This window comes from Actinoplanes missouriensis 431 (assembly GCF_000284295.1).
GTDB lineage: Bacteria > Actinomycetota > Actinomycetes > Mycobacteriales > Micromonosporaceae > Actinoplanes > Actinoplanes missouriensis.
In genome coordinates this window covers 3,769,186-3,788,118 of the sequence record NC_017093.1, presented here as the reverse complement: position 1 = coordinate 3,788,118, position 18,933 = coordinate 3,769,186, and the positions used below count along the sequence as shown (strand labels likewise).

Annotated in this window: 20 protein-coding genes; 8 read left to right on the top strand and 12 right to left on the bottom strand. The window is 70.8% G+C overall.

Features of this window, described 5'->3' with window-relative positions:
• Positions 1–56: 56 nt before the first annotated feature.
• The 4 genes from AMIS_RS17810 (at position 57) to AMIS_RS17795 (ending at position 3,310) form a co-directional block, all read left to right on the top strand.
• A complete protein-coding gene (locus tag AMIS_RS17810; protein WP_157434918.1) occupies positions 57–1,292 on the top strand; it encodes a pentapeptide repeat-containing protein in 1,236 nt (411 codons plus the stop codon).
• A gap of 391 nt (positions 1,293–1,683) precedes the next feature.
• Positions 1,684–2,082: a hypothetical protein gene (locus tag AMIS_RS17805; protein ID WP_157434917.1), complete on the top strand. Its 399-nt coding sequence runs from the start codon at positions 1,684–1,686 to the stop codon at positions 2,080–2,082.
• Between the two features lie 234 nt (positions 2,083–2,316).
• Entirely contained in the window at positions 2,317–2,775 is a 459-nt protein-coding gene (locus AMIS_RS17800; protein ID WP_014443737.1) for a hypothetical protein, read from the top strand.
• A gap of 190 nt (positions 2,776–2,965) precedes the next feature.
• Entirely contained in the window at positions 2,966–3,310 is a 345-nt protein-coding gene (locus tag AMIS_RS17795) for a VOC family protein (protein WP_014443736.1), read from the top strand.
• A 10-nt stretch (positions 3,311–3,320) separates the two neighbouring features.
• Here the strand turns inward: AMIS_RS17795 and AMIS_RS17790 are convergent, their stop codons facing one another.
• The 4 genes from AMIS_RS17790 to AMIS_RS17775 are packed head-to-tail and all read right to left on the bottom strand — an operon-like array spanning position 3,321 to position 6,015.
• Positions 3,321–3,620 (bottom strand): hypothetical protein, encoded by a 300-nt coding sequence (locus AMIS_RS17790; protein ID WP_014443735.1) that lies wholly within the window; start codon positions 3,618–3,620, stop codon positions 3,321–3,323.
• A 9-nt stretch (positions 3,621–3,629) separates the two neighbouring features.
• Entirely contained in the window at positions 3,630–4,730 is a 1,101-nt protein-coding gene (menC, locus tag AMIS_RS17785; protein WP_014443734.1) for an o-succinylbenzoate synthase, read from the bottom strand.
• On the bottom strand, positions 4,727–5,350 hold the full coding sequence (locus AMIS_RS17780) for a MurR/RpiR family transcriptional regulator (RefSeq protein WP_014443733.1): 624 nt from the start codon (positions 5,348–5,350) through the stop codon (positions 4,727–4,729). The genes menC and AMIS_RS17780 overlap by 4 nt, the downstream gene beginning before the upstream one ends.
• Entirely contained in the window at positions 5,347–6,015 is a 669-nt protein-coding gene (locus tag AMIS_RS17775) for a GNAT family N-acetyltransferase (RefSeq protein WP_014443732.1), read from the bottom strand. The genes AMIS_RS17780 and AMIS_RS17775 overlap by 4 nt, the downstream gene beginning before the upstream one ends.
• Positions 6,016–6,113: 98 nt before the next feature.
• Between AMIS_RS17775 and AMIS_RS17770 the strand changes: the two genes are divergently transcribed.
• Positions 6,114–7,193 (top strand): M20/M25/M40 family metallo-hydrolase, encoded by a 1,080-nt coding sequence (locus AMIS_RS17770; RefSeq protein ID WP_014443731.1) that lies wholly within the window; start codon positions 6,114–6,116, stop codon positions 7,191–7,193.
• A 28-nt stretch (positions 7,194–7,221) separates the two neighbouring features.
• On the top strand, positions 7,222–7,449 hold the full coding sequence (locus AMIS_RS17765; RefSeq protein ID WP_014443730.1) for a hypothetical protein: 228 nt from the start codon (positions 7,222–7,224) through the stop codon (positions 7,447–7,449).
• 10 nt (positions 7,450–7,459) lie between these two features.
• On the opposite strand, the gene AMIS_RS17760 is transcribed toward AMIS_RS17765, so the two are convergent.
• The 5 genes from AMIS_RS17760 to AMIS_RS17740 form a co-directional block, all read right to left on the bottom strand.
• Complete coding sequence (locus tag AMIS_RS17760; RefSeq protein WP_014443729.1) at positions 7,460–7,966, bottom strand: hypothetical protein; 507 nt, start codon at positions 7,964–7,966, stop codon at positions 7,460–7,462.
• A gap of 6 nt (positions 7,967–7,972) precedes the next feature.
• Entirely contained in the window at positions 7,973–9,145 is a 1,173-nt protein-coding gene (locus tag AMIS_RS17755; RefSeq protein WP_014443728.1) for an ABC transporter permease, read from the bottom strand.
• Complete coding sequence (locus tag AMIS_RS17750; protein ID WP_014443727.1) at positions 9,142–9,846, bottom strand: ABC transporter ATP-binding protein; 705 nt, start codon at positions 9,844–9,846, stop codon at positions 9,142–9,144. Before AMIS_RS17750 ends, AMIS_RS17755 begins: the two co-directional genes overlap by 4 nt.
• A gap of 3 nt (positions 9,847–9,849) precedes the next feature.
• Positions 9,850–10,941 carry an efflux RND transporter periplasmic adaptor subunit gene (locus AMIS_RS17745; protein WP_014443726.1) on the bottom strand — a complete coding sequence of 364 codons (1,092 nt, stop codon included), beginning with the start codon at positions 10,939–10,941 and terminating at the stop codon, positions 9,850–9,852.
• 99 nt (positions 10,942–11,040) lie between these two features.
• A complete protein-coding gene (locus AMIS_RS17740; RefSeq protein WP_014443725.1) occupies positions 11,041–12,198 on the bottom strand; it encodes an efflux RND transporter periplasmic adaptor subunit in 1,158 nt (385 codons plus the stop codon).
• 40 nt (positions 12,199–12,238) lie between these two features.
• Here AMIS_RS17740 and AMIS_RS17735 point away from each other — a divergent pair, with 40 nt between their 5' ends.
• The gene (locus AMIS_RS17735) at positions 12,239–12,961 is read left to right on the top strand and encodes a sensor histidine kinase (protein WP_041829864.1); all 723 of its coding nucleotides are present in this window, start codon (positions 12,239–12,241) and stop codon (positions 12,959–12,961) included.
• Between the two features lie 7 nt (positions 12,962–12,968).
• Here the strand turns inward: AMIS_RS17735 and AMIS_RS17730 are convergent, their stop codons facing one another.
• Together AMIS_RS17730 and AMIS_RS17725 are read right to left on the bottom strand one after the other, a co-directional pair.
• Positions 12,969–14,576, bottom strand: coding sequence for an alpha/beta hydrolase family protein (locus AMIS_RS17730; protein WP_051042041.1), 1,608 nt, complete (start codon positions 14,574–14,576; stop codon positions 12,969–12,971).
• A 540-nt stretch (positions 14,577–15,116) separates the two neighbouring features.
• On the bottom strand, positions 15,117–15,491 hold the full coding sequence (locus AMIS_RS17725) for a response regulator transcription factor (protein WP_014443722.1): 375 nt from the start codon (positions 15,489–15,491) through the stop codon (positions 15,117–15,119).
• A 96-nt stretch (positions 15,492–15,587) separates the two neighbouring features.
• Between AMIS_RS17725 and AMIS_RS17720 the strand changes: the two genes are divergently transcribed.
• The gene (locus AMIS_RS17720) at positions 15,588–17,852 is read left to right on the top strand and encodes an ATP-binding protein (RefSeq protein ID WP_231859335.1); all 2,265 of its coding nucleotides are present in this window, start codon (positions 15,588–15,590) and stop codon (positions 17,850–17,852) included.
• Between the two features lie 61 nt (positions 17,853–17,913).
• Here AMIS_RS17720 and AMIS_RS17715 read toward each other — a convergent pair whose 3' ends face one another.
• Positions 17,914–18,912, bottom strand: a complete 999-nt coding sequence (locus tag AMIS_RS17715; RefSeq protein ID WP_014443720.1) for a zinc-binding dehydrogenase — start codon at positions 18,910–18,912, stop codon at positions 17,914–17,916.
• Positions 18,913–18,933: the final 21 nt, after the last annotated feature.

Here is an 18,933-nt window from a genome sequence, read left to right as displayed (position 1 = left end):
GTTCCGTGATCCGGCGGCGGTGGCCGTTGTTGCTGTCCAACGCAGGGATCTCGGCCATGACAGCGTTGGTCGCCGCCATTGGAGTCACTGCGTTGGTGGTGATGCTGCGCATCGCTACCGGGGCGGCCGCGGACCAGGCGAGGCTGCAGATCGAGGCATTGAAGTACGGGATCGGATTTTTTGCCGCCGGCGGCGCGGTCGCCGCGTTGCTGCTGTCGTTTCGCCGGCAACTGCTCGCCGAACGCGCTCACGAGCTCGCGGTAAAGGCGCAGGCGCATACCGAGACCGACGCTACGGAACGGCGGGTCACCGAGCTGTACACCAAGGCCGTCGAGCAACTCGGCTCCGCTGACGCTGCCGTGCGCCTGGGCGGTCTATACGCGCTGGAGCGCGTCGCGCAGAACAACCCTGACCAGCGGCAGACCATCGTCAACGTGCTGTGCGCCTACCTACGGATGCCCTACGCTCTGCCGGCCGCAGCGCAGCCGGCGAGCATCGGGCCGGTCGCTGACCTGCCCCTGCCGCACCGCGCACCGCCAGCCAGCCGAGACCCGCACCAAGAACTGCAGGTCCGCCTCACCGCCCAACGGATCCTGGCCAGCCATCTCACCCCGCGATCCGGGATCACGCCAAAGCAGGCCGGAGCGATGACGCCCGCTGCAGACCAGACATTCTGGCCCGGCATCGACCTCAACCTCACCGGAGCGCACCTCGTCGGCTGGCAGATGAACAACAGTCACGTCGGTCAGGTTAGCTTCGCCGGCGTGACCTTCACCGGCGACGTGGAGTTCGCTGAAACGACTTTCAGTGGTCCCGCCAGGTTCGACCGAGCGGTGTTCACCAGTGACGCAATCTTCCACGAGTCGGTGTTCGCGGGCGACATGAGTTTCCATACCGCAAACTTCAGCGGCGCGCTGTTCGGAGGGGCGACCTTCGCTGGCGCCGCATTGTTTGACCAGGCGACTTTCTCCGGCGATGCGGTGTTCAGCGAAGCCACGTTCGCCGGTGGCCTCGGATTCAGCGCGGCGACCTGCGTTGGCGGCACCGTATTCCGCGGAGCAACTTTCGCCGGAGGTGTGACCTTCAACGGGACGACTTTCGCCGACGAGGCGTGGTTCCCCGAGGCGACGTTCACGGGCATCGTGGAGTTCCGCAAGGCGACCTTTTCACGGCAGGTGGACCTGTCGTCTGCCCGAGTGCAGCCGCCGGACGGCCGGCGCGACGTATGGCCGGCGGGCTGGGTCCAGCGGGCCGAAGAGTTGGTCCGCCATACCCCGACCGCTGCCGGATGAGCGCTTCGGCCGCGCTACAGACTTAAACCGGTCGACCGGCGCACGGGCTGGGATCGCCGACGATGCTGCCTGTGCCGCATTCAGGTCCGACCGTAGAGGCGATGTCGAGATCGGTGGCGGAGGAACCCGCAAGCAGCCTATGACGACCTCTTGGGAGAATGTGACTACGATTGACGACTGCTATCGAGGCATCTGTGCCAGCGTAACTCTCATGCCGCAAGTCGCAGGTCACCGAGCGTAACGGCAACCGTCCTGGCCGGTGCCCCCTCGCGCCGATGAGAGTGCAATTGATCACGGCTGGGAGAGAACCTCGACACCATACGTCCGGGCAGGTTTCCGAGTGTTAGGTCTAAATATTGTTTGATCAATATTATCTTGATAAAGTGACTCGATGGCAGATCGTAGTTTGCGAGTGCTGGACACCTACGGCCGAACACAGTTAAGCCTTGATCTATGGAAGCTAACGCGATGCATGTTCGGTGAATTCATAGAAGCAAAATGCGGACGGTATAAATTTCAGGGCGAATCGAGCTTCGCGCCCGACCTCTGGATGTCCCCCGTGGTCGCCGAGGTCTTCACCGGCTTGATCCTAGTCGACGATCGTGATCAAGAACTTTGGCTGAGTGGCTGCCTGAGTGGATATGGAGGCTTGGGCCATGAAGGGACTCGGCAGATATTGGAGGCGGAGGGCTTCTCGACGGGACACTTGGATGTCGCGCACAACTACGGTCAGTTCCACATCAGGAAAGACCTCGATGAGCCGCTTCACGTTGCCGAAAGGCGCCAGTGAAAAACACTAGTACCCGATCGTTGCTACTGCCGAAAAGCCCAGGGCGGTGCCACTTGACGGCTTAGCGACACGCATACAGGCGTGCATTCACATGCCGCGATCCGGGCGGTCTTCGCGTTATGGGAGTTGGTCGCAGGGTGGCGAGCAGATGTGGCCGAGACGATGGCCCTGATCCCGCAGAAAGAGTCGCCGGAGGGGCTCAGATAGTCGGCCTGCTCGCGTAGCCTCGCCTCCATGGCAGAGCTGCCTCGGATCTTCTGTCCGATGACCGTCGTGGCCAGGGTCCTTGGCGTGGACATCTACCTCCTGACCGTCGAGTCGTGGAACGATCTCGTGCTGGTACGGACCGTCGGCGCTCCGACCGAGACGGCGAAAGCCCTCGTGGCCGCTGACATCGCTCGCTCAGCCGAGGGGCTCCGACGCAGGGAAGCGGGGTCGAAAGAGCCGCCCGGCGAACCGGTCGCCGAACGCTTGGCTCAATCCTTGACGGTTGGCCTCACCGACGACGCCGGCACGGACTTCACGCTGCTCGGTAGAAGTACCGGAGGGAATCAGAACGGAGCCGCCGCGCTGTACTGCGAATGGATATTCACCCCGGCGATGGCTGAGGGCGCCAGTTGCCTCACGGTCGCTTTCACCGGCGGGGATGGCCATGCCATCAGCCACACCCTGAGAGAGGTACCAGTCTCCTGACTTCTCGATGATCGGCCGGCTTCGCAAGTCACCCCGACCAGCACGCTCATTTAGCCGCCGGTCGGCGTGCGTGCTCACCCGCCACGATCCTCCCGTCAGCTGGGCCCGCGTCACGGCTGGGCGGTCGGCGGCGATGAGTTCGGGGCGGGTGGGGGGTCTGTCTCGGGAGACCTACTGCTCGGGAGCGAACATGACCTCGATTCACCCCATTGTCAGCACGCCTGACCTGCCCCGGCTGCGGGCCTTCTACGAGACGGTGCTCGGCGCCACGCAGAGTCTCCGGGTGCCGGACGACGGTCCGGAGTTCTACGTCGAGCTGCGGATCGGCGGGAGCGCGCTCGGGCTGGTTCAGGAGGCGGGCACCCAGGTCGGCGCGCCGGTGCGGATCATTCTCAGCGCTGAGGTCGCGGATGTGGACGCGCTGCTTCCCGCGGTCGTGGCGGCTGGGGGCGGTGTGCCGGGGCAGGCGAACGACATGCCGGGGGGCAGCGGGTGGCGCATGTGCTCGACCCGGACGGCAACATGGTCAATCTGACCATGTGGCTTCAGGCGCGGCGGTCGGACAGCGCGTAGGCGGCCGCCGCGGTCACGGCGGAGACGGCGAGGACCGAGGGCCAGGAACCGATCTTCTTGGCCAGCGGGTGGGAGAGGCCGAAGGCGCCGATGTACGTCGCGACAAGCGCCGTCGTCACGGCGGGGCTGGTCGTGCGGGCCCACTCGCGGCCGGCCAGGATGCCGCCGGCGGCCAGGACCGCGCCGCCGAGTGGGCGGATGCCGGTGCTGCGGGCCAGCTGCCAGCCGCCGATGAGGGAACCCGAGGTGATCGCTGCGGTGGAGAGTGCCATGCCGCGACCCTACGTCACGGTCACCCGGTCGACGGTCTGCGACTCGATGAACGCCAGGTCCGGCTCCCAGCCCAGGCCGGGTGAGGACGGCACGTCGACGTAACCGTCCGTGCAGACGATCGGGTGGGTGGTGACGTCGCGGGCGTAGTACTTGTCGGAGCCGGAGACGTCGGACGGCAGCGTGAAACCCGGCAGCGAGCTGAGGGCGACGTTCGCGGCGCGGCCGATGCCGAACTCGTGCATGCCACCGCACCAGACTCCGACGTCCGCCGAGCGGGCCAGGTCGTGGGCGCGGACGGCGGGGGTGAGCCCGCCCATCCGGGACACCTTGATGTTGAGGATGCGGCAGGCGCCGAGGGTGAGCGCGGTCGCCAGGTCGGCGACCTCCTCGACGGACTCGTCCAGGCAGATCGGGGTGCTGATCCGACGCTGCAGCGCCACGTGGGCGAGCAGGTCGCGCGGCGGGAACGGCTGTTCGATCATGAGCAGCCCGAGCGCGTCGAGTTCCTCGAAGATCGGGGTGTCGGTGATCTCGTAGGCGCCGTTCGCGTCCACGTGCACCCGCACGCCGGGGAATGCGGAACGGACCTCCCGGACCGGCTGGACGTCCCATTCCGGGGCGATCTTCAGCTTGATCCGGCGGTAGCCCTCGGCGACCCGCGCCGACACCTGGGCGAGCAATTCGTCGATGGTGGACTCGATGCCGAGGGACACTCCGGCTTCGGCGCGCGAACGCGTACCCCCGAGGGCCTGGGAAAGCGGGATGCCGGACCTGCCCGTGAAGAGCGACCAGGCAGCAACGTCGAAACCGGCCCGGGCGAAATGGTTGCCGCGCACCCGGCTCATCGCGGCGGCCAGCTCCGCGGGGTGGTCCCATTTCGTCTGCAGGACGAGGGGCGCCAGGAAATCGCGGGACACCGCCCAGCAGGAATCGACCGTCTCGGCCGCGTAGAACGGGCCGCTCGGTGAGGCGATCTCGCCCCAGCCCTCGGCGCCGTCCGCGGTTTCGAACGTCACCAGGATGTGGTCCAGGAACCGTTTGGCGTGCGAACTGGTCCGGAATTCGTGGACCAGCGGCAGCCGCACCCGGCGCAGCGAAATCCTCATCATTCTCCCGTGTACAGGCCGAGTTCGCGGGCCAGGGCGTCGCGTTCTCGCAGGCGGCGGCCGGCGCCCTTGGAACTGGCGATGGTCAGGGTGGCGAGCAGATGCAGCGCCAGGACGATCGACGCCGGCGAATTGGCGTAGGAGGCGGAATCGGCGCCGGCAACGATTCTGGCCTTGGCCAGCGGAGCGAGCGGCGCGTCCTCGGCGTCGGTGACGAGGACCAGGTCACCGCCCTGCCGGACGTAGGCGGACGCGATGTCGACGGTCTCCCGGCGGTACCGCGAGAGCGACACGGCGACGAGCAGATCGCCCTGCCGGATGTCGCTGAGCACGTCGAGAGAACGCAACGCCGCGCCGTCGACCACGTGCACCCCGGAAAGGCCGGCGCTCAGATCCGCGCCGAGCAGCGACGCGTACCCGAAGGATTTGCCGTGCCCGAGCAGATAGCGACGCCGGGCGGAGACGATCAGGGCGGCCGCGCGTTCGATGGCGTCCTGCTCGGCGGCCCAGGCGAGGGCCTTCTCGAATTCGACGCGCTGCTGGTCGAGCACCCGCTGTTTGAGCAACTGCGCGGAACGGCGCTGCACGTTGCGGTCGAAACGCTCGGAGGGAGTGGAGGTCACGGTTCGCCATTCTCGAACGCGTAGGTGACGGCGTCCCCGGCGCGGGTCACCGCCACGAGCCGGCGGCCGGCCCCGAAATGGTCGGCCAATCGCCACCGCAGCCGGCTGCGATCCGCCGGGTCGGGCGCGGCGATCCGGTCACTCGCGGGTGTCACCACGCTTTCCGCCATTCCGGTACGAGCGGGCGGCGCTCCGGTGAGATCCCAGCTGACGACGATCCGATCGGTGTCCGGCTCGTCATAGAAATCGGGGTGGAACCGGATGCCGGTGGCGCCCAGGACCATCAGGTTGAAATGGGCGTTGCGCAACGCGTACGGATCGAAGGTCCACCGCATGGATCGCGCCCCCGTGTCGCGCGCGACGGCGGCCTGCGCCTGTTTCAGCCGGCGCCCGATGCCGCCGCCCTGCGCGCCCGGCGCGACCACCGCCGCCTGGCTGTAGTGGTAGATCTCGCCGGCCTCGACCGCGGTGAACCCGTAGCAGAAACCGATCAGCGTGCCGTCCTCGTCGAACGCGCCGATGGCCGTCCCGGAGTTCTCCCGGAGCGCGGCGAGCAGGCGCGGGCTGAGCCCCCACTCGGGCTCGACGTATCCGAAGACGGAGCGGTAGAGGCGGGCGGCTGCCTTCTGCTCGGCGAGCCCGTCCAGGCTGCGGATCTCTGCCATGAGCACCTCCGGGTGCCTAGGATAGCGATCGTATCCTTGCCACATTGACCGTATACCAGCACGTTGACAACCGGGAAGGCGCAACTTAGGTTCCGGATATGACAGCTGCCGCTCTTGAAGCGCTGCACCGGTACACACTGCTGGAGTCGCCCACCGGGGACGCGCCGGCACTGGCGGCGCTGGCGGAGGTGCTCGAGGCGGACGCTGTGCGGGCCGGTCTCACGGTGACCCGCGAGCGGGATCATCTGCTCTGGAGCCTGCCTGCCAGCGGGACCGCGCGGGGACCGATTCTGCTGCTCAGCCACTACGACACGGTCTGGCCGGTGGGCACGCTCGCCACGATGCCGTGGTCGATCGAGGGTGACGTGATCCGGGGGCCGGGCGTCTACGACACGAAGGCCGGGATCGCCGCGCTCCTGGCAGCCGTGACCGGGATGACCGGTCCGCACCCGGAGATTCGGGTGATCGTGGTGGCGGACGAGGAGGTCGGCTCGCCCACCGCCGGTGACCTGGTCCGTTCGGAGGCGGGACGGGCCGCGGCGGTGCTCGGGCTGGAGCCGCCGCATCCGGGCGGCGACCTGAAGACCGGGCGCCGGGGCAGCACCCGCGCGCGGATCACGGTGACCGGGGTGGAGGCGCACGCGGCGCTCGACCCGGACGCCGGGGCCAACGCGATCGACGAATTGATCGACCAGCTTCTGCGGGTACGGGCGGGGGTCGCCGACCGGCCGGTGCTGCTCAACACCGGGACGATCGCCGGTGGCGGGCGGACCAACGTGGTGGCCGGCGAGGCGCACGCCGATCTCGGGTTGCGGTTCGCCGACCCGGCGGACGAGGAGGCGGTGCTCGGACTGCTGCGGGGGCTGCGGCCGGTGCGGGCGAAGGCGCGGGTCGCCGCGGAACTGCTGTCGCACCGGCCCACCTGGCAGCCGGGCGGATCGGCGCTGCTGGACCGGATCCGTGCGGTGGCGACCGGAATCGGTCAGCCGCTGGACGGCCGGCCCGCGGACGGGGCGGCGGACACCAACACCACGGGAGCGCTCGGCGTGCCGACCGTGGACGGGCTCGCTCCGCGGGGCGGGGGTGCTCACGCCCGTACCGAATGGGTGTCGAAATCCGGGGTGAGTGAGCGGATCGCCCTGCTCGCCGCCCTCCTGCCGGCCCTCGCGGAGGTTTAAGCTTGTCGATACTCCGGAGAGGGGATCGATGCTCGACGATGATGAGCGCCGCATCCTCGCCGACCTGGAGCAGCAGTTCGAGCCGGGCGGCGGCGAGGTGGCGTTCCCGACGATTCCGGTGCTCTGTGTGCTGCTGTTCCTCGCCGTGCCGCTGGTGATGCTGCTCTTCGACTGGCCCGGGCTGCTGATCACGGTGGACGCGTTCGCGGCGGCGCTCGCCTTCGTCCTGGTCCGCCGCCACCGCGGCCGCCCGTGACGGGTGCGGGTCAGCCGGCAGTCACGGTTGTCGCCGTCACCACGCCCTCGCCGTCGGTCTGGCCCTGCACTGTCACCTGCTGGCCGGTGGACAACTGATCCAGCGTCGTCGTCCGGGCCAGCTTCACGGCGGTGGTGCCGCTCGTGCGTACCGTGATGGTCTCGCCCTCCGCCGTCTGCACGTAAAGCGTGCTCCCGTCGACCAGCTTGACCGTTCCCGACGTGCCGGCCGCCGCCGCGGGACGGTTGCCGCCGAAGCCGCCGCTCGGCATGCCCGCGTTGCGGGGAACGGCGCCTCCGCCGGTGGAGTCCGAGCCCCAGCGCTCCTGGGCCTGCACGCCGCCGAGGAAACCGCCGATCGCGAGGACCAGGCCGATCAGTGCCAGGGTGGTGCGGTTCCACCAGCGTTTCGGCGCGGCGGCGGCGATGGCGCTGTTCAGATCGCCGTCGGGCGATGACGGGGGCGGGTCGTCGATGGCGCGGGGCAGCACCTCGGTGTCGTCGTTCGCTGGGGTCACAGGTCCTCACTCGTAGCGCAGGGCGTCGATCGGCCGGAGCCGGGCGGCGCGGGCGGCGGGCAGGCCGCCGAAGAAGAGTCCGATCAGCACGGAGACGCCCAGGGCGAGCGCGACCGAACTGGGCACGATCACCGGCTGCACGCCGACGATCTCGAAGCGGCTGCCGATCACGGCGGCTGCGACTCCCAGCCCTCCACCGATAACACTCAGCAGGGTGGCCTCGATGAGGAACTGGCTGAGGATCACCCGCCGGGGCGCGCCGAGTGCCTTGCGGATGCCGATCTCCCGGGTACGTTCGGTGACCGTCACCAGCATGATGTTCGTGATCCCGATGCCGCCCACGAGCAGGCTGATCGCGGCGACCGCGCCGAGCAGCGTGGTGAACGTGTCGGCGGTCTCGGTCTGCGTCTCGAGCAGCTGCGACGCGTTCTGGATGCGGTAGGTGTCCGCACCGGCCCGCTGGTTCAGGATCGTGGTGATCTCGGACTGGACGGTGTCCACCATGCCGGCGTCGCGCGCTTCGACGAGGATGGAGCTGAGTGCCCCGTACCCGGAGAGGACCTGTTGGACCGCGCTGATCGGCGCGACCGCGGTGTCGCCCGCGTCCTGGAATCCGGACGAGCTCTTCTCCTGCAGCACGCCGGTGATCGTGAACAGCGCTCCCCCGACGGTGACCTGCCTGCCGACCGGGTCGACGCCGCTGAACAGCTCCTCGGCGACGGTCTGGCCGATCACCACGACCCGGCGGGCCTGCGCCTCGTCGTCGGCGGTGAAGGCGGCGCCGGACTCGACCGGGAAGTTCGAGGCGGTGAACCAGCCGGGCGTGGTCCCGACGAACGAGCTGATCTCGTGCTCGGCGCCCTCGTAGGTCATCGTGGCCGAGGTGCTGACGACCGGCGAGACGGAGGCGACGTCGGGGGCGAGCACCCGATCATCGAGCGCCTCGGCGACCTCCGGGGTGAGGCCGCCGGTCCCGCGACTGGTGCTCATCACGGTGAGCGTGTTGGTGCCGAGCGCCTCGATCCGGTCGGAAATCGACTGCGCGGAGCCGTTGCCGACGGCGACCAGCAGGATCACGGCCGCCACACCGATCAGGATGCCGAGCATGGTGAGGACCGAGCGCAGCTTGTTGGCGCCGATCCCGCGCAGCGCGAAGCGCACGATCTCCGCGAAGTTCATGCCGCGTGCCGCCCGACTCGCGCGTCCTCCACGACGTGCCCGTCGAAGAGCCTGATCAGCCGGTCGGCGCGCGCCGCCACCTCGTTCTCGTGGGTGATCAGGACGATCGTCCGGCCGGCCGCGTTCAGGTCGTCGAACACGGCGAGCACCTCCTCGGTCGCGTGGCTGTCCAGGTTGCCGGTCGGCTCATCGGCGAGCAGCAGAGCCGGCTCGGTGACCAGCGCGCGAGCCACCGCGACCCGCTGCTGCTGGCCACCGGAGAGCTGGTTGGGCTCGTGGCCGGCCCGGTCCGCGAGGCCGACCAGGTCGAGGGAGAAGAGCGCGCGGCGGCGGCGTTCGGCGGCCCGCATCCCGGAGTACGCGAGCGGCAGCTCCACGTTCGCCGCGGCGCTGGTCCGCGGGATCAGGTTGAACGCCTGGAAGACGAAGCCGATCAGCCGGTTCCGGACCAGGGCCAGCTGGGAGTCGCTGAGCCGGCTCACGTCCACGCCGTCCAGCAGGTAGGTGCCGGTCGTCGGCACGTCCAGGCAGCCCAGGATGTTCATCAGGGTGGACTTCCCGGAGCCGGACGAGCCCATGATCGCCACGTATTCGCCGTGTCCCACCCGCAGCGACACGTCGTCGAGGGCACGCACGGTGGTGTCGCCGTCGCCGTACACCTTGGTGATCGAGCGGACGTCCAGGACCGGCCGATTCGCCATGGGTCAGCGCCCGCCCGGCGGTGCGCCGCCACCGCCACCGGTGAGTCCGCCACCGCCGGTGCCCAGCCCGCCGCCGGTGCGGCCGGTGGTGGTCGAGGTGGACGTCGTGGCCGAGGTCGGGATCACCACGCGCTCCCCGGCGGTGAGGCCCGAGACGATCTGGTACGTGTCATCGCCCTCCAGCCCCACCTGAACCTGTCGCGTCTCCTGCCCGTTGGTCGTGCCGAGCACCGTGACGGTGTGCCGGTTGCCGGTGGTGGTGACCGCCGCCGAGTTGACCGCAACGACGTTCTCGACGTTGCCGGTGATCACCGAGACCGCGACGGTCTGGCCGGGTTTCGCGCCGGACGGCGGGTGGGGCAGGCTGACCGTGACGCCGTAGGTGACCACGCTGTTCGTGGTCGTCGCGGCCGGGTCGACGGCGACGACCTGACCGGTGGTCTCCGCGCCCTGCAGCGCGTTCCAGGCGATCGTGGCCGACTGGCCCTCCTTGAGCTCGGTCGCGTCGGCCTCCGAGAACGCGGCGGTGACCTGCAGTCTCGTCAGGTCAGCGAGGTCCACGAAGCCGCTGCCGCTCTCCGACTGGCCGCTGCTGGAGCCGCCCAGCGTGCCGTTCACCGCGGTCACCGTGCCGGCCATCGGGGCGGTCAGCTTCGTGCCCGCGACAGCGGCCTGCGCCTCGTCGACGCTCAGCTCCGCCTGGGTGACCTCGTTCGTCGCGCTGCTCGTGTCGGTGCCGGCGTCCTGCGCCCGGTCCAGCGCGTCCCGGGCGGCGTCCAGGTTGGCCTCGGCCAGGTCCAGGGACCGCTCGGCGTCGGTGGCGTCCACCTGTGCCAGCAGCTGACCCGAACTGACCTTGTCACCGACCTTCACCTTGATGCCGGTGACGGTGCCCGAGGTGGCAAACGTGGCGGTGGCCGTCGAGGCGCTCTCCACGCTGCCGTCGGCGGTCACGGTCTTCGTGACGGTGCCCTGCTCGACGGCGACGGTGCGCAGGCCGGAGGCATTCGCCTCGGTGTCCGAGTCGGTGTCCGAGAGCAGGGTCCAGCCCCAGAACGCGGCGCCGACGATGAGCAGCGCCAGCAGGGCGTTCACGGCCGTACTGGGACGACGAAGCGCTTTCACATCTGCATTCTGTCCGGTAGTACCGGTTCGTGGTGGCTTGTTCGCCATGATCCGGTCACCACGATCCGGTCACCACGATCGCACCACCAGCTCGCCCTCGGTCAGCCCGTCGGTGATCTCGGTGTACTGGTCGCCGCGCAGGCCGACCGTCACGGTCCGCTCCACCGAGCCCTCGCCGCCGCGGACGAGCACCGTCCCGGACTCGCCGGCCACGTCGTGCACCGCCGTCGACGGGACCCGGATCGCGGCGGTGACCTCGCCGGTCCGTACCTGGACCTGGGCGCTCTGCCCGACCAGCAGCTCGGACGGCGCGTCGGTGAACGCGAGCAGGACCCCGTAGCGGACCAGCGTGCCGTCGGAGGTGCCGACCGGATCGACCTGCACCACCTTCGCGTCGTAGGACTCGTCGGAGTCGGCCAGCGTCACCGTGCCGGTCTGCCCCTTCGCCAGCGAACCGGCGTCCGCCTCCGGGAAGTCCGCGGAGACCTGCATGTCGTACGTGTCGGCCAGCCCGATGAACGTGGACCCCGCCTTGACCTGGTCGCCCACGCTGCCGGCGATCGACACCACGGTCCCGGCGATCGGCGCCTTGATCACCGTCCCGGCCAGGGCCTCCGCGGCCTTCTCCAGCTGCACCACGGCGTTGTTGACCGCCTGCTCGGCGCTGAGCACCTGGTCACTGCCGGTGTTCGGGAACCCGCGGGTGGCGCAGGGGGTGGCCGCCGTGGTGGCGGCCGCCACGACGGGCGCCGACGGCTGACCGGCCGCGACCACCGGCGCGGCGGTGGGAGTGGCAACGGCGCACGCGGTCGCGCTCGCGGTGGCGGCCGCCGCGTTGTCGCCGGCGTCCGCGAGCCGCGCCTGCGCGTCGGCGAGCTTCTCCCGCGCGCCGGTCACGTCCTCGGTGGCGTCGGTCTTGTCCAGGACGGCGAGCTGGTCCCCCGCCTCGACCTTGTTCCCGGCCCGCACGGCGACCGACGCGACAGTGCCGCCGGTCGCGAACGCCAGGCTCCGGGTGGTGGCCGGCTCGACGGTCCCGGTGGTCGCGACGTCGAGTGTCACCTCGCCGCGGTCCACCGCCACGGTGACCACCTTGATCGTCGTGGTGGTCTCCTCCCCCGCCACGGCCAGCGTGATCCCGCCGGCGACCGCGGCGACCAGCACGATCGCCGCGCCGATCCATCGAACGCGCCGTTTGGACCGGCTTTGCCCCGTTACTGTGCTCATGTTCGCATTGTGGCCGTTCACTGATCCGCAGGAGTCCTCTTTGCCGACTGGGCACGACCGGGACCGGCAGCGGCAGCAGAACCGCGCCCTCGCCGAACTGACCGCCTCCAAGACCGAGCTGGTCAGCGCCCTGCTGCACGAACTGCGCACCCCGCTCGCGGCGGCGCTGGCCGTGATCGGGCTGCTGCCCGAGCAGACCGGCGACCCCGCGCTGGACGACGTGCTGCCGATCCTCTCCCGCAATCTGCGCCGGATCGACGACGTGGTCGGCGAAATCGCCATGATCAGCGGGATCGAGAACGGGACGATCCAGCTTGATCAGGTGCCGTTCGATCTGCCGGAGCTGGTGGCTGAGGTGGCCGGCGGCGGCTCGGCCTCGGCTTCCGCGGCGGCCTCGGCTTCCGCTGCGGCCTCGGCTTCCGCTGCGGCCTCGGGTGACTTGTTCACGAGCGGCTCTGTCACGGGCGGCTCTTTCACGGGTGATCGGGAGCGGCTCGGTCAGGCGTTCCGGCGGCTGCTGGCGGCCGTCCGCGCCCTCGGCGGCGACGGCACGATCGAGGTGGCCGTGGTGGACGGGCACTGGCAGGTCGCGTTCCGCCTGCCGCCGGAACAGCCCACCGACAGGCTGTTCACGGGCGGCGGCGGCCAGGGCAACGCCATGGCGCTGATGCTGGCCCGGGCGGTGGTGGGCAGGCACGGCGGTCACGTCGCCGTCGAAACATTGCGGGGTACGCCGTACCTGTGCGCCACCCTCCCCCGGTAGCCGATTCTCAGTGATCGTGAACGGACAGGGTCCCGTACTCGGCGAGCCTCGCACGCAGGTCCACGGCCCGGCCGGACAGCGTGGCGTCGAGGAACGCGGCAGTCGTCGCCTCGGTCATCCGCACACTGCCGGACCCGCCGAGGGACCCGACGAGCGCCGGCACCGGCGGCAGGTAGAGCGGGGCGTCGGTGAAGGTCAGGTGGGCGCTGCCGGGCACACTGAGCCGGTAACTCGTCGCAGCGCCACCGCCGAGAACGGTGTCCACCTTCGCCACGAACTCGGCGTCCGCCTGATCCCGTACCTCATGGGTGAGAGCGAGAACCGGCTGGCGCAACGGCCCCTGACCGGGGTTGAGACCGCCGTCCATGTTGATCGCCGCGGTGAACCGTGGATCGTCCGCGGCGGCCTCCATGGCGGCCGCGCCACCGATCGAATGCCCGGTCGCCGCCGCCCGCGCCGTGTCCAGCCGCCCGGCGAACGGCCCGGCGATCTCACCGGAGTCCAGGCGGCCGAGCTGGGTGAGCACGAAGCGCAGGTCCTCCGCCCGCACCGCCGTCCAGGCGGTCCGCAGCCGCTCGCCCTCGGCCCGGTCGCCGGTCGCCGCGATCCGCGTCTTCACGGTACGGCCGTCGTCGAGCACCACCGCCGCCGAGTCGTAGGGGTGGTCGACGCCCGCGACGACGTACCCTCGACTCGCCAGGTCCTCGGCCCACGCCGTGTTCTGGGTGCGCACCCCGCCGAGCCCCGGCGAGAAGACCACGACCGGGAAGCGCCCCTCCGCCGGCGCCGCTCCGGTCACCGCGTGCGTGCGCGCGCGGGTCGGTCCGTCGAGCAGGAAACCGGGCGCCCCGAGGTAACCGGCCACCGCTCCGGCGACGACGTCCGCCTCCCGGCGGGTGCGTCCGAGATACTGCGCGCGGTCCGCGCCGGCGCCCTGCGCCGGATACCACAACTGCACCACCACGGTACGGCGGTCAGCATCGTCCCTGGTCGCCGGCTCCTCGCGGCTCTGATCGGTCCACTGCAGCACCGTGGTGCCGACCGAGGACGGGCCGGACGGCTCCGGGAACGCGGGGATGGGCAGCGCCCATGCCGCGACGCCGCCGCCGAGCACGAGGGCGGCGCAGAGCAGCGACCCCGGCAGCGCCACCCACCACCGAGCCCGAACCCCACCGCCGTCACGCCGCCCCGCGCCCCGCTCCCCGGACCCGTCGCCCCGCCGCTCGCCGGACTCGTCGCCGCGCTGCTCCCCGGAGCCGTCGCCGCGCCGCTCGCCGGACGCGTCGCCGCGCTGGCCGTCGGGCCCGTCGCCGCGCCATTCGCCGGAGCCGTCGCCGCGCTGCCCGGTATGCCCGGCGCCGCGCCGTGCCCTGCGGCGGCCCAGCAGCCAGGCCGCGCCGGTCGCCGCCCCGATCAGAAGATCAGCGGCCAGCACCATCAGGATCTGCCAGCGCGGTTCCGGCAGTGTTCCGGCGGCGCCGGCGAGCGCCACCACCGAAGCGCCGACAGCGGCGCGGCCACGGGCGGCCGGCGGCAGCCACCGGGCCAGCACCAGCACGATCGAGCCCACTATGACGGCCAGCTCGGGAATGGTCAGGTGTAAACCGTGGATCATGGATGTCACGGCCCACAGCATCCATAACCGCGGCTGAGCGCACGCTGAGGAAGCGCTGCAAGCACTATGGACCAGCCGGTCCGGCCGGCTCCCAGCGCTGCCACTGTCGACCAGCCGGTCCGGCCGGCTCCCAGTGCTTTGTGGAGCGCCCTCGAGAGCACTGACAGCCAGCTCGCCTCGCCCGGCTGGTTCGCAGTGCTCCCGGGCGCCCGTTTTGTGAACGCTGAGCACCAGCCGGCCTCGCCATTTCCAAGATCCGCAACTCCGGGACCGGCGAGCGACGCGACCGGCACATGGCGGGCACGGCCAGCCGGTGACGGGCGCGGCCGGCACGGCCAGCCGGCGAGCGGCACGGCGAACCCGCGAGGGGCGGCCAGCCGGTGACGGGCGCGGCCGGCACGGCCAGCCGGCGAGCGGCACGGCCAGCCCGCGAGGGGGCAGTCAGCCAACGACGGGCGCAGCCAGCCCGCGACGGGCGCAGCCAGCCCGCGACGGGCGCGCAAGCTGGCGAGCAGCGTGGTCAGCCGGCGACGGGGACGGTCAGCCGGCGAACGGAGCGGTCAGGGCCTCCACCCGAGTCAGCAGATCCTGCGCCGTGAACGGCTTCACCAGGTAATCATCCGCCCCGGCGTCGAACCCGGACGCGACATCGAGCCACTGCCCCCGCCCGGTGAGCAGCAGGATCGGGATGTCCGCGGTCTCCACGTCGTCCCGCAGCGCCCGGCACACCTCGAGCCCGGTCATGTCCGGCATGCTGACGTCGAGCACCGCACAGTCGGGAAGCCGCTCATGCGCGGCGACCAGCCCGTCCCGTCCGGTGCTACGGGTGTCCACGTCGAGCCCACCCGACCGCAGCACCGTCTCCACGATCTGCAGGATCGTGGGATCGTCGTCCACCACCAGCACCGACGTCATCGCCGCCCCCTAGCTATTCACCCAGCGTAACCTAACCGTCACCCCGTACAACGGATACGCCCACCAGATCGACCACAAAAACCTAGAGTGAGTCTCATGTCCCGGTGGACCGTAGGCCGGATGCTGGCGGCCGGTTTCCTTCTTGCCCTCGTCGCCCTGGCGGTCGTCGGGATCAGCGCCTACGTCCGGATCGGCAGCCTGGTGGAGAGTCAGGCGCCGCTGCGTCACTCGCATGTGCTGCTCGGTCAGATCGGCGGCCTCGGTGACGCGATCCACGCCCTCGACCGGGTGTCCCGCAGTCGCCAGGATCCGCCGAGCGCCGAGTGGGTGGACGCGTTCGAGGGCACCGCGGCGACCGTCGAGCGGCGGTTGCGGGACGTCCGTACGGCGGCCGCCGGCGACACCACCCACCAGGAGCTGCTGAACCGTCTGGAACCGCTGGTCGAGGAGCGGATCACCGCGCCGCAGGGTGATGTCAGCCTGCTGTTCCCGCTGGTCAGCGAAATGCACCAGCACGAGGAGGCGGAGCTGGCCGGCAAGCTGGCGCAGAGCCGGGACAGCGCGCAGAACACCCGCTGGCTGATCCTGTGGTTCGTGGTGGCCACGTCGGTGCTCGTCGCGCTCTGCGCCCGCTGGATCACCAAGAAGATCACCCAGCCGACGAAGCAGATCACCGCGGCGGCGAAGCGGGTGGCGGAGGGTGACCTGACCCGGCGGGCGGAGGTGACGTCGCCCCGCGAGCTGGCGCAGATGGCGCAGGCGGTGAACACGTCGATGAGCGCGATCCTGGCCGCGCATGACGAGGCGGTGGCCGCCACGGCCGCGAAGTCGGCGTTCCTGGCGACCATGAGCCACGAGATCCGTACCCCGATGAACGCGGTGATCGGCATGACCGGTCTGCTGATGGAGACCGATCTGGACGACCGGCAGCGGGAGCTGGTGGAGACCGTGCACGCGAGCGGCGCGTCGCTGCTGGTCATCATCAACGACGTGCTGGACTTCTCCAAGATCGAGGCGGGCGAGCTGACCCTGGACGAGCGGCCGTTCGTGCTGCGGGCGTGCGTGCAGCAGGCGATGAACCTGGTGGCGCTCACCGCCGACGCGAAGGGCCTGCACCTGTCCAGCCACTTCGCGCCGGAGTGTCCGGAGATGGTCTGCGGCGACGAGGCCCGGATCCGGCAGATCCTGGTCAACCTGCTGGGCAACGCGGTGAAGTTCACCGAGCACGGCGCGGTCACCGTGGCGGTCTCGACGGCGCCCGATCTGGCCGCCGGGCAGAGCGGCCGGGTGGCGATCCGGCTGGCCGTCCGGGACACCGGCATCGGCATCCCGGCGGACCGGCTGGACTGCCTCTTCCTGCCGTTCAGCCAGGTGGACGCGACGACCGCGCGCAGTTACGAGGGCACCGGCCTGGGCCTGGTGATCAGCCAGCGACTGGCCGAGGCGATGGACGGCGGCATCACCGTGGACAGCCAGCCCGGCCACGGCTCCACCTTCGCGGTCACCCTGCGCCTGGCCGAGTCCACCCACACCCTCATCGGGTACGACCGGAGCGCTCCCCCGGCACACCGCAGCGCCACGGCCCGATCGCTGCTGGTGCTGGTCGCCGAGGACAACCCGGTCAACCAGCGGGTCGCCCAGCTCCTGCTGGAACGCCGCGGTCACCGTGTGGAGATCGTCAGTGACGGCGAGGCGGCCGTCGAGGCGGTCATGCGTACCCGGTACGACCTGGTCCTGATGGACGTGCAGATGCCGGTCCTGGACGGCCTGGACGCCACCCGCATGATCCGCGCCGACCCGCCCGCCCACGGCGCGCCCCGGATCGTCGCGCTGACCGCGAACGCCCTGGTCGACGACCGCAAGGCGAGCCGGCTGGCCGGCATGGACGGCTTCCTCGCCAAGCCGATCAACGAGACCGACCTGGACACCGTGCTGGCGGCCGCCGCCGCCCACGCGGACGTGCGGCTGGCCGGTCAGAGCCCGCTCGTCGACTCGGACGCCGAGGAGCCGGCCAGCATCCGGGCCTGTGTCGGCGCGATCGCCGGCGCGGTCCCGGACGACCGGCAGCGGATCGCCGAGATCCTGCACAACTTCGCCGACCGGCTGCCGGTGGTGCTCGACAGAATGGATGACGCCGCGGCAGCCGGCGACACCCGTAACCTGGCCCGGCTGGCGCACGGCCTGAAGGGCTCGTCGTCGACGCTCGGCGCGAACCGGTTCGCCGCGATCTGCGCCGACCTCGAGGAGCGCGCGGTCCGGCACCCGGAGGGCTCCGCCGACCTCCTGCGTGACCTGCACGACCAGGCGCGCGAGGTGAGCGACACGATGGTCAGCCTGTCGACGGAGCTGGCCCGCGTCTGACCGCACGGGCGGGCAGCACGGAAACGCCCGGCCCGTGCGGGGTAGGCCGCAGGCAGCCCGGTCAGGGGCGCAGGATCAGCCGGATCGGGTTGCCCTCCTTGCGCTGCAGGCGTTCCACCGCGGCCGGCGCGTCGGCGAGCGGGAGCACGTCGCTGATCGAGGCGGCCAGGTCGAGGCGCTGCCGGCGGGCGAGCCGGACCAACTCCTCCACGTGCTCCGGGTCGGAGCCGTAGTGCCCGTGGATGGAGAGCTTCAGGTAGTTGAAGAAGCTGTCCGAGCTGATCGTGACCGGCTGGTTCGCGATGCCGGCCAGCACCAGCTTCCCGCCGCGTCCGAGCACGGTCAGGGCCTGCTCGCGGACCGCGGGCACCCCGGCGAAGTCCAGCGCGACCGCCAGCCCGCCCCCGGTGAGCTCCCGGATCGTGCCCGCCTCGCTCGGGTCCAGCGCGACGTCGGCGCCGAGCGCGAGGGCACGCTCCCGGGCCGGTGCCAGCGGGTCCACCGCGATGACCGGCGCCGCGCCGATCAGCCGGAGCAGCTGCACGGCGTGGGCGCCCAGCCCGCCGACACCCCAGACGGCCACCGCGTCACCGGGCTTGACCTGCGCGGTCGCGGTGATCGCGGCCCACGGCGTGGAGACCGCGTCGGGGATGATGCAGGCCTGCTCGAACGGCAGGTCGTCGGGGATCGCCACGAGCGTGTCGGCGCGGGCCACCGCGTACTCCGCCCAGCCGCCGTCGTAGTCCACGCCACGGGTGTAGACGGTGCCCCGCCGGTCGCGCTGACCGGCCTGCAGCAGGATCCGGTCGCCGGGCTTCCAGCCCTCCACCCGGTCGCCGAGCCGATCGACGATCCCCGCGGTCTCGTGCCCGAGGGTGACCACGTCGCCGTCGAGCAGCCGCGGGGTCAGGCCACCCTCGATCAGGTGCACGTCGGAGAGGCACACGCCCGCTGCGGTGACCTTCACGAGGACCTCGTCCGGTCCTGGCTCGGGCACGTCCACCGTCTCCATCCGCAGCCCGCGTTCCTTGAGGTGCAACCGTCCCGCCAGCATCTTCATGAAGATCACCTTATGGGCAGA

Excerpts from the sequence above, each read along its gene's own strand:
- AMIS_RS17810 (WP_157434918.1), top strand. The coding sequence starts at position 57 with ATGACAGCGTTGGTCGCCGCCATTGGAGTCACTGCGTTGGTGGTGATG.
- AMIS_RS17805 (WP_157434917.1), top strand. The coding sequence starts at position 1,684 with ATGGCAGATCGTAGTTTGCGAGTGCTGGACACCTACGGCCGAACACAG.
- AMIS_RS17800 (WP_014443737.1), top strand. The coding sequence starts at position 2,317 with ATGGCAGAGCTGCCTCGGATCTTCTGTCCGATGACCGTCGTGGCCAGG.
- AMIS_RS17795 (WP_014443736.1), top strand. The coding sequence starts at position 2,966 with ATGACCTCGATTCACCCCATTGTCAGCACGCCTGACCTGCCCCGGCTG.
- AMIS_RS17790 (WP_014443735.1), bottom strand. The coding sequence starts at position 3,620 with ATGGCACTCTCCACCGCAGCGATCACCTCGGGTTCCCTCATCGGCGGC.
- menC (WP_014443734.1), bottom strand. The coding sequence starts at position 4,730 with ATGATGAGGATTTCGCTGCGCCGGGTGCGGCTGCCGCTGGTCCACGAA.
- AMIS_RS17775 (WP_014443732.1), bottom strand. The coding sequence starts at position 6,015 with ATGGCAGAGATCCGCAGCCTGGACGGGCTCGCCGAGCAGAAGGCAGCC.
- AMIS_RS17770 (WP_014443731.1), top strand. The coding sequence starts at position 6,114 with ATGACAGCTGCCGCTCTTGAAGCGCTGCACCGGTACACACTGCTGGAG.
- AMIS_RS17765 (WP_014443730.1), top strand. The coding sequence starts at position 7,222 with ATGCTCGACGATGATGAGCGCCGCATCCTCGCCGACCTGGAGCAGCAG.
- AMIS_RS17755 (WP_014443728.1), bottom strand. The coding sequence starts at position 9,145 with ATGAACTTCGCGGAGATCGTGCGCTTCGCGCTGCGCGGGATCGGCGCC.
- AMIS_RS17750 (WP_014443727.1), bottom strand. The coding sequence starts at position 9,846 with ATGGCGAATCGGCCGGTCCTGGACGTCCGCTCGATCACCAAGGTGTAC.
- AMIS_RS17740 (WP_014443725.1), bottom strand. The coding sequence starts at position 12,198 with ATGAGCACAGTAACGGGGCAAAGCCGGTCCAAACGGCGCGTTCGATGG.
- AMIS_RS17730 (WP_051042041.1), bottom strand. The coding sequence starts at position 14,576 with ATGATCCACGGTTTACACCTGACCATTCCCGAGCTGGCCGTCATAGTG.
- AMIS_RS17725 (WP_014443722.1), bottom strand. The coding sequence starts at position 15,491 with ATGACGTCGGTGCTGGTGGTGGACGACGATCCCACGATCCTGCAGATC.
- AMIS_RS17720 (WP_231859335.1), top strand. The coding sequence starts at position 15,588 with ATGTCCCGGTGGACCGTAGGCCGGATGCTGGCGGCCGGTTTCCTTCTT.
- AMIS_RS17715 (WP_014443720.1), bottom strand. The coding sequence starts at position 18,912 with ATGAAGATGCTGGCGGGACGGTTGCACCTCAAGGAACGCGGGCTGCGG.